This window comes from Phenylobacterium sp. (genome assembly GCF_046590535.1).
In the GTDB taxonomy this organism is placed as follows: domain Bacteria; phylum Pseudomonadota; class Alphaproteobacteria; order Caulobacterales; family Caulobacteraceae; genus Phenylobacterium.
In genome coordinates, this window is record NZ_JBKJTG010000111.1 from 1 (window position 1) to 8,241 (window position 8,241).

Below are 8,241 nucleotides of genomic sequence, written 5' to 3' on the forward strand. Positions count from 1 at the left end.
CCCACCGCGGTTCCAGGGGTCAGGGTGGAGCTCACCACCACCCCGGGCAGGTCCGACAGCAGGAGCAGCCGGCGTTCCAGCGGCGGGGTGAACACCAGGTCGCCGCTGTCCAGCCCCGCCAGGATGCTGCGGGCCAGGGCGTCGGACACGCGGGTCTCGTTGTTGAGCGCGACTTCGCCGTAGCGACCCTCGATCACCGCGATGGTGACGACGCCGCCGTCAATGCTCTGGGCGGGCAGGTAGGCCTGGGCCACGAAGTAGCCGCGGCGGTTGTAGAAATCCGAGATCCGCGCGGCCAGCGACCGCAGGCCGGCCAAGTCGAGTTCAACGCCTGGCTGGAACTGCGCCGCGGCGATCAGTTCGGCCTCGGTGAAGGCGGTTGCGCCGCTTACCCTGAGCGAAGTGACTACGATCCGCGCACCGGCGTCGGTGGGGGCCGGCGCCGGTGCGCCACGCTCCACGCGGATGTCGGGAATCGATCGGGGTTGGGCGGGAGCTGGCGGAATTTGCCGCAGCTGGCTCCCCGCGCTGGGGACCGGTTGTGCGGACGCGCTGTGCGCGGCCGCCAGCAAGACCACCGTCAATAAACCGAGCTTCGACATCCAGACCCCGCCTTGCGCACGACGTCAGCCCCTAAGACAGGCGCTTCGTGAGCACTCTCGGAACGCGAATGGCAGAGCTATGTTCCACCTGAGGACGAAGTATTGTAAGGCAAAATACGTCGACCAAGAGTTCGGGAAATTATGATCTAGCCACCCGAAAACCGGCAATCGCCCTCGACAACGCATTCTTTTATTTCGCGGCCATCTTCTGCGGAAATTCGCCCCGGGTGTGTCGCCGCGTCTTTGGTGAGCGGGCTGGTGACGCCAAGGTCGGGGGCACCGCGCGCCGCACCCCGCGGCCTGGAGGACGCCCTGCGGCGCTTGGTCCGCCTGTTCTAGGCGCCGCAGCGTCAGCCTTGCCCTTTGCGGGCGCCCCCGGCAGGCTTGGGGGATGACCGACACGCTCGACGCCGCCGTCCCCGCCGACCTCGGCTTCGACCCCGACGCCCTGCGCGCCCGCTACCGGGCCGAGCGGGACAAGCGCCGGCGCGACGATGGCAACGACCAGTACCGCGAGCTCACCGGCGACTTCGCGCGTTACCTGGACGATCCCTACGTGACGCCCGGCTTCACCCGCGCGCCGCTGACCGACGAGGTCGAGGTGGTGGTGATTGGCGGTGGCTTCGGCGGGCTCCTGGCCGGCGCCCGGCTGCGCGAGGCCGGCGTCGCTGACATCCGGGTGATCGAGAAGGGCGGCGACTTCGGCGGCACCTGGTACTGGAACCGCTATCCGGGCGCGGCCTGCGACGTGGAGAGCTATATCTATCTGCCGTTACTGGAAGAGGTGGGCTACATCCCCACCGAGAAATATGCCCGCGCCCCGGAAATCCTCGACCACAGCCGGGCCATCGGCGAGCACTTCGACCTCTATCGCGACGCCTGCTTCCAGACCGAGGTCACCGACCTGACCTGGGACGAGGCCGCCCGGCGCTGGATCGTCTGCACCAACCGCGGCGACGCCATGAAGGCCCGCTTCGTGGTGATGGCCAACGGACCTCTCCATCGGCCCAAGCTGCCGGGCATCCCCGGGGTGGAGACCTTCCGGGGCCACACCTTCCACACCAGCCGCTGGGACTACGGCTACACCGGCGGCAGCCCCGACGGCGGCCTCACCGGCCTGGCCGGCAAGCGGGTGGGGATCATCGGCACCGGCGCCACAGCGGTGCAGTGCGTGCCGCACCTGGGGGCGGCGGCCGAGCACCTCTACGTCTTCCAGCGCACCCCATCCTCCATCGACGTGCGCGCCAACCGGCCCACCGATCCTGCCTGGGCCGAGACGCTCACGCCCGGCTGGCAGGGCCAGCGGATGGACAACTTCAACATCCTGGTTTCCGGCGGCCTGCAGGACGAGGACCTGGTCGCCGACGGCTGGACCGACATCATCCGCAACATCCTGCTACTGGCGCGCACCCAGGGGGCAAAGGGCGATCCGCAGGCCCTGATGCAGCTGGCCGACTTCAAGAAGATGGAGCAGGTCCGCGCCCGGGTGGACGCCACGGTCAGCGACCCCGCCACCGCCGAGGCGCTGAAACCCTATTACAACCAGTTCTGCAAGCGGCCGTGCTTCCACGACGAGTACCTGCAGACTTTCAACCGGCCCAACGTCACCCTGGTGGACACGCAAGGCCGCGGCGTCGAGGCGATCACCCCGCGCGGCTTGGTGGTGGACGGGCGCGAGTACGAGCTGGACTGCCTGATCTACGCCACCGGCTTCGAGGTCGGCACCGACTACACGCGGCGCTCCGGCTACGAGCTGCATGGCCGCGGCGGGGTGACGCTGACGGAGAAGTGGCGCGACGGGGCCGCCACCCTGCACGGCTTTCACAGCCGCGGGTTCCCCAACTGCTTCATCGTGTCGAACGTGCAGTCCGGCTTCTCGGTGAATTTCCCGCATATGCTGAACGAGCAGAGCAAGCACATCGCCCACATCGTGAAGCATTGCCTGGAGGCCGGCGTCACCACCGTCGAAGCTTCGGAAGACGCTGAGAAGTCCTGGGTGGAAACCATTGAAAAACTGGCGATTTTCCGCCAGAAATTCCTCGAGGAATGCACCCCCGGCTACTACAACAACGAGGGCAAGCCGCAGGCCATGAGCGTGCGCAACTCCTCCTACGGCGCAGGCTCCATGGCCTTCATCCAGGTGCTGGAGGACTGGCGCGCCCAGGGCGGCCTGGAGGGGCTGGAGCTGACCCGGGACTAGCCGTTCGGATGTGTCTGGCGATCAGACCGCCTGGCCGGCGCACCAGCCGCTGGCCCAGGCCCACTGGAAATTGTAGCCGCCCAGCCAGCCGGTGACGTCCACCGCCTCGCCGATGGCGTAGAGCCCCGGCACGGCCTTGGCGGCCAAGGTCCGCGAGTCCAGCGCCTCGGTGTCGATCCCGCCCAGAGTGACCTCCGCCGTGCGGTAGCCCTCCGAGCCCACCGGCTTCACCCGCCAGGCGTTCACCGCCTGCGCCACCGCCCGCAGCCGCTTGTCCGAGGCGTCGGCGATATTACCGTGAGCGTCCTCCCGCTCGGCGATCAGGGCCGCCAACCGGCGCGGCACCTGGGCGGCCAGCACGGTGGCCAGCGCCTGCCGGGGCTGCTCGGCCCGGGCGCGGCGCAGGGCCGCGAAGAGGTCGACGCCCGGGGCCATGTCCACGCAGAGCTCGTCGCCCTCGCGCCAGTAGGATGAAATCTGCAGGATCGCCGGCCCGCTGAGCCCCCGGTGGGTGAACAGCATGGCCTCCTCGAACCGCGCCTTGCCGCTGGCCACGGCCACATCCACCGCCACCCCGGCCAGGGGCTTCAGCCGGTCCAGCAGGCCGATCTCGAACGTCAGGGGCACGAGGGCAGGCCGCGTCGGCGTCACTCGCAGGCCGAACTTCGCCGCCAACTCATAGGCGAAACCGGTGGCGCCCATCTTCGGGATCGACTTGCCGCCGGTGGCCAGGACCAGCGAGGCGCAGGAAACCTCGGACCCGCCCACCGCCATGCGGAATCCGTCAGCGGTTCGCTCGACCCGGTCCGCGGTGGCGCCCAGGCGGAGCGTCACCCCGTGCTGCGCCATCTCGGAGAGCAGGGCCGCGATGATCTGCTTGGCCGAGCCATCGCAGAAGAGCTGGCCCAGGCTCTTCTCGTGCCAGGCGATCCCGTGGCGCTCCACGAAGCCCACGAAGTCGGCCGGCCGGTAGCGGCGCAGGGCCGAGATGGCGAACTTGCGGTTCTCCGACAGGAAGTTAGCCGGGCCCGTTTGGAGGTTGGTGAAGTTGCAGCGGCCGCCGCCGGAGATGCGGATCTTCTCGCCGGGCGCCTGGTTGTGTTCGACCACCAGCACCCGGCGGCCGCGCTTGCCGGCCTCAATGGCGCACATCATGCCGGCCGCGCCGGCGCCGACGATGACGACGTCGAAGGCCTCCATGGGCCTAGTGTGGCGATTCGGAAATTCCCCGGCGCGTATGGCGGGCTCTGAGGGAATTTCCAAATCTCCAGCCACACTAGCAAGTGTATGTTTCTAGTGTTCTTTTTGCATCTGAAGTTCGCTCAGAGCCTGATCCAACAAGCAGGCGAACTTCAGATCCAGCACACTAGTCCTTGGCGCGTTCCTGGTAGGAGCTGTCCTCGGTGAGGATCACCACCCGGGTGCCGGCGGCGATATAGGGCGGCACCATGATCCGCGCGCCGTTGGTCAGGATGGCGGGCTTGTAGGAGGACGACGCGGTCTGGTTCTTTACCGCCGGTTCCGTCTCGACGATCTCCATGGTCACCAACCGGGGCAGTTGCAGGGCGATCGGCACGCCGTCGTGGGTGGAGAGGGTCACCGTCATGCCGTCCTGCAGCCAGGGCGCGGCGTCCCCCACCACGTCCTGGGTGACCACGACCTGATCGAAGTTCTCCGGGTTCATGAAGTGATAGCCCTCGCCGTCCTGGTAGAGGAACGTGAAGTTGCGGTCGTCAACGAAGGCCCGCTCCACCTGCTCGGTGGTGCGCCACCGCTCGGAGACCTTCACCCCATCGGAGATCCGGCGCATGGCCAGCTGGGTCACCGGCGTGCCCTTGCCGGGGTGGATGTTCTCGGCGGTGAGGACAACGTAGAGCTTGCCGTCCACATCGACGACGGAGCCTCTGCGGAGCGAGCTGGCGGCGACCTTCACGTAATCTGATCCTTGGCGTGTCGGGCGCCGTCCGGCGCACGCGATTCTGCTAATCTTCTGGGTTGGCGGGCATCTATAGCAAGGCCGCCGCCGGCGCCAGCCGTCTCCACCCGAGCCTAGAGGCCCGCGCTTGCCGACCCCGACCGCTTCCCCCTGGTGGGCCCCCGACAGACACGCCGACCGCCGGCCGTTCCTGCTGGCGCGCAACCGCATCACCCAGGCCGTGCGGGCCTGGTTCGGCGGCAGGGACTTCACGGAGGTGGAGACCGCCGCCCTGCAGGTCTCGCCGGGCAACGAGGCGCACCTGCACGCCTTCGCCACGGAGGCGGTGACCACGGCGGGCGAACGATCTCCGCGCTACCTGCACACATCGCCGGAGTTCGCCTGCAAGACCCTGCTGGCCGCCGGGGAGACCAAGATCTTCAGCCTGGGCAAGGTCTGGCGCAATCGCGAGCGCGGCCCCCTGCACCACCCTGAGTTCACCATGCTGGAGTGGTACCGGGCCGGGGAGGGCTACGAGACCTTGATGGCCGACTGCGCGGCGCTGGTGGCCCTGGCTGCAGAGACGACGGGCGCCCGGGTGTTTAGCTTCCGTGGCTTGCAGGCCAATCCCTTCGCCGAGCCGGAACGCCTCACCGTCGCCGAGGCGGTTCGCCGCTTCACCGGCATCGACCTGCTGTCCAGCGTGGCGGCGGACGGCGCCACCGACCGAGACACCCTGGCCGCCGCGGCGCGGGCGCGCGGCCTGCGGGTCGCCGCCGACGACACCTGGGCCGATGTGTTCAGCCGCATACTGGTGGAGCGGGTGGAGCCAAACCTGGGCATGGGCCGGCCCACCTTCCTCTGCGAATACCCGGTTGCGGAAGCCGCGCTCGCGCGGCCCAAGCCCGACGACCTGCGGGTGGCGGAGCGGTTCGAGCTCTATGCCTGTGGCGTCGAACTGGCCAACGCCTTCGCCGAACTCACCGACCCCGGCGAGCAGCGCCGCCGCTTCGAGGCCGAGATGGCCGAGATGTTCCGGGTCTATGGGCAGAGCTACCCCATCGATGAGGATTTCCTGGCCGCCCTGGGGCAAATGCCTCCCGCCAGCGGCGCGGCCCTGGGCTTCGACCGGCTGGCAATGCTGGCGTCGGGCGCCAGCCATATCGAACAGGTCCTGTGGACGCCCGTCGCCGGCTGATCCATATCGGCGCCATGACCTCCGCCACCCTTCGCAGCATTCCGGCGCTGGCTCGCGCCGGCCTGGTCGCGCCCGAGCGCCTGCCGGCGCTTGAGCGGGTGGCGGCGCAGTATGCGGTGGCGATCACGCCGGCCATGGCCGAGCTGATCGACGCCTGCGACCTCCAAGACCCCATAGCCCGCCAGTTCGTCCCCACGGAAGCCGAGTTGGACCTGCGCCCCGACGAGCTGGCCGATCCCATCGGCGACCTGGCGCACAGCCCGGTGGAGGGGATCGTCCACCGTTATCCCGACCGCTGCCTCTTGAAGGTGAACCACGCCTGCGCGGTCTACTGCCGGTTCTGCTTTCGCCGGGAAATGGTGGGCCCGGAAGGCGTGCGGCCGCTTTCAGCCGCCTCCCTGGACGCGGCCCTGGCCTACATCGCCGCCCACCCGCAGATCTGGGAGGTGATCATCACCGGGGGCGACCCCTTCATCCTGTCGCCCCGGCGGCTGCGCGACCTGATGGCTCGGCTGGCGGCGGTGGATCATGTGAAGGTGGTGCGCTTCCACACCCGGGTCCCGGCGGTTCAGCCGCAAACGGTCACCGACGCGCTGGTGGCGGCCCTCAGGCGCCCCGGCAAGGCGGTCTATGTGGCGCTGCACGCCAACCACGCCCGCGAGTTCACCCCCGCCGCCCGCGCCGCCTGCGCGCGCCTGGTGGACGCCGGCGTACCCATGCTGGGCCAGACGGTCCTGCTGCGCGGGGTCAATGACGACGCCGCGAGCCTTGAGGCCCTGTTCCGCGCAATGGTCGAGACCCGGATCAAGCCCTACTACCTGCACCACGGCGACCTGGCGCCCGGCACCTCGCACCTGCGCACCACCATCGCCGAGGGCCAGGCCGTGATGCGGGATCTGCGTGGCGCGGTCTCCGGCCTCTGCCAGCCGACCTATGTGCTGGATATCCCCGGTGGCCACGGCAAGGTCCCGGTGGGGCCGGACTACCTCAGCGACGGCGGTGTCGAGGACCCCGCCGGCCGCGTCCACGCCTACCCGCCGAAATCCTGATGGCTTGGACCCGCCGCTACGAAGACGCCGAGCCGCAACGGATCAACCGCTGGCTGGCGCAGAGCGGCGTCTGCTCCCGGCGGGAGGCCGAGGGGCTGATCGAGCAGGGGCTGGTGGCCATCGACGGTGAGACGGTCACCGACATGGGCCGAAAGATCCTGACGGGCCAGACATTGGTCCTGTCCGACACCGCCCAGAGCGCCCTGGACGCCCAGCTCAGCGTGGTGCTGCACAAGCCGGTGAACGTGGTCTCCGCCCAGCCGGAGCCCGGCCAGGTTCCCGCTGTGCGCCTGCTCACCCGCGAAGCCCTGGTGGGGGACAGCCCGACCATTCCCGACCGGGAGACCAGCCTGGCGCCGATCGGCCGGCTCGACATGGACTCCCGCGGCCTGCTGATCCTCTCGGAGGACGGGGTCCTGGCCAAGGCGATCATCGGGCCGGAGTCCGAGCTGGAGAAGGAGTACCTGGTCCGTGTCACCGGAGAGATCACGCAGAAGAAGCTGGCCCAGCTTCGCTACGGCCTGATGCTGGACGGCCGTCAGCTTCGCGCCGCGAAGGTGACCCTGGTGGCGGGCCACGAGCTGCGCTTCATCCTCACCGAGGGGCGTAACCGCCAGATCCGCCGCATGTGCGACCTGGTCGGCCTGCACGTCATCGACCTCTACCGGGTCCGCATCGGCAATCTCAGCCTCGGCGACCTGCCCGAAGGCCGCTGGCGGGTGCTGACGGCCAAGGAACGAACCGGCCTGATCGGCGGCCGCCGGAAGTAAGAGCCCGCTAAACTGGATCTGCCGCCAGGCGCTTGTCGAGATAGGCGGCCACGTGGCTCTCCACGGACGGCAGGCTCTCCATCCAGAAGTGGCTGGCGCCCTCGACGACCTCGTAGTCGATGACGATGCCCTTCTGGGTACGCAGCTTGGAGACCACGCGTTCCACCTCCACCGGCGGCACCACGGTGTCCGACCCGCCGTGCAGGATCAGACCGGAGGCCGGGCAGGGGGCCAGGAACGAGAAGTCATAGGCGTTGGTGGGCGGCGAGACCGAGATGAAGCCGTCGGTCTCCGGCCGGCGCATCAAGAGCTGCATACCCACCCAGGCGCCGAAGGAATAGCCGGCGACCCAGCACTGCGAGGCCGCGGGATTGGTGGTCTGCAGCCAGTCCAGTGCGGTGGCCGCGTCGGCCAGTTCGCCGATGCCTGAGTCGAACTCGCCCTGGCTGCGGCCCACGCCGCGGAAGTTGAAGCGCAGGGTCGAGAAGCCGCGCTTCATGAACAGGT

The 8,241-nt window shown here is 69.0% G+C and carries 8 protein-coding genes; 4 read left to right on the forward strand and 4 right to left on the reverse strand.

Annotated features, from left to right (window positions below):
• Positions 1-461, reverse strand: a 461-nt coding sequence (locus tag ACLL81_RS06730) for a POTRA domain-containing protein (protein WP_411287577.1), incomplete at its 3' end; no start/stop codon positions are given.
• A 532-nt stretch (positions 462-993) separates the two neighbouring features.
• On the opposite strand from ACLL81_RS06730, the gene ACLL81_RS06735 reads away from it, so the two are divergent.
• Positions 994-2,802, forward strand: a complete 1,809-nt coding sequence (locus ACLL81_RS06735) for a flavin-containing monooxygenase (protein WP_411287578.1) — start codon at positions 994-996, stop codon at positions 2,800-2,802.
• Between the two features lie 21 nt (positions 2,803-2,823).
• Here ACLL81_RS06735 and ACLL81_RS06740 read toward each other — a convergent pair whose 3' ends face one another.
• Together ACLL81_RS06740 and efp are read right to left on the reverse strand one after the other, a co-directional pair.
• The gene (locus ACLL81_RS06740; RefSeq protein ID WP_411287579.1) at positions 2,824-4,002 is read right to left on the reverse strand and encodes an NAD(P)/FAD-dependent oxidoreductase; all 1,179 of its coding nucleotides are present in this window, start codon (positions 4,000-4,002) and stop codon (positions 2,824-2,826) included.
• 166 nt (positions 4,003-4,168) lie between these two features.
• Positions 4,169-4,735 carry an elongation factor P gene (gene efp, locus ACLL81_RS06745; RefSeq protein WP_411287580.1) on the reverse strand — a complete coding sequence of 189 codons (567 nt, stop codon included), beginning with the start codon at positions 4,733-4,735 and terminating at the stop codon, positions 4,169-4,171.
• 130 nt (positions 4,736-4,865) lie between these two features.
• On the opposite strand from efp, the gene epmA reads away from it, so the two are divergent.
• The 3 genes from epmA to ACLL81_RS06760 are packed head-to-tail and all read left to right on the forward strand — an operon-like array spanning position 4,866 to position 7,734.
• Complete coding sequence (gene epmA, locus ACLL81_RS06750; protein WP_411287581.1) at positions 4,866-5,915, forward strand: EF-P lysine aminoacylase EpmA; 1,050 nt, start codon at positions 4,866-4,868, stop codon at positions 5,913-5,915.
• 14 nt (positions 5,916-5,929) lie between these two features.
• Entirely contained in the window at positions 5,930-6,964 is a 1,035-nt protein-coding gene (locus ACLL81_RS06755; RefSeq protein WP_411287584.1) for a lysine-2,3-aminomutase-like protein, read from the forward strand.
• The gene (locus ACLL81_RS06760; protein WP_411287582.1) at positions 6,964-7,734 is read left to right on the forward strand and encodes a pseudouridine synthase; all 771 of its coding nucleotides are present in this window, start codon (positions 6,964-6,966) and stop codon (positions 7,732-7,734) included. The genes ACLL81_RS06755 and ACLL81_RS06760 overlap by 1 nt, the downstream gene beginning before the upstream one ends.
• 7 nt (positions 7,735-7,741) lie before the next feature.
• On the opposite strand, the gene ACLL81_RS06765 is transcribed toward ACLL81_RS06760, so the two are convergent.
• Positions 7,742-8,241 (reverse strand): alpha/beta hydrolase (locus ACLL81_RS06765; RefSeq protein ID WP_411287583.1); only part of this gene is annotated, 500 nt, incomplete at its 5' end.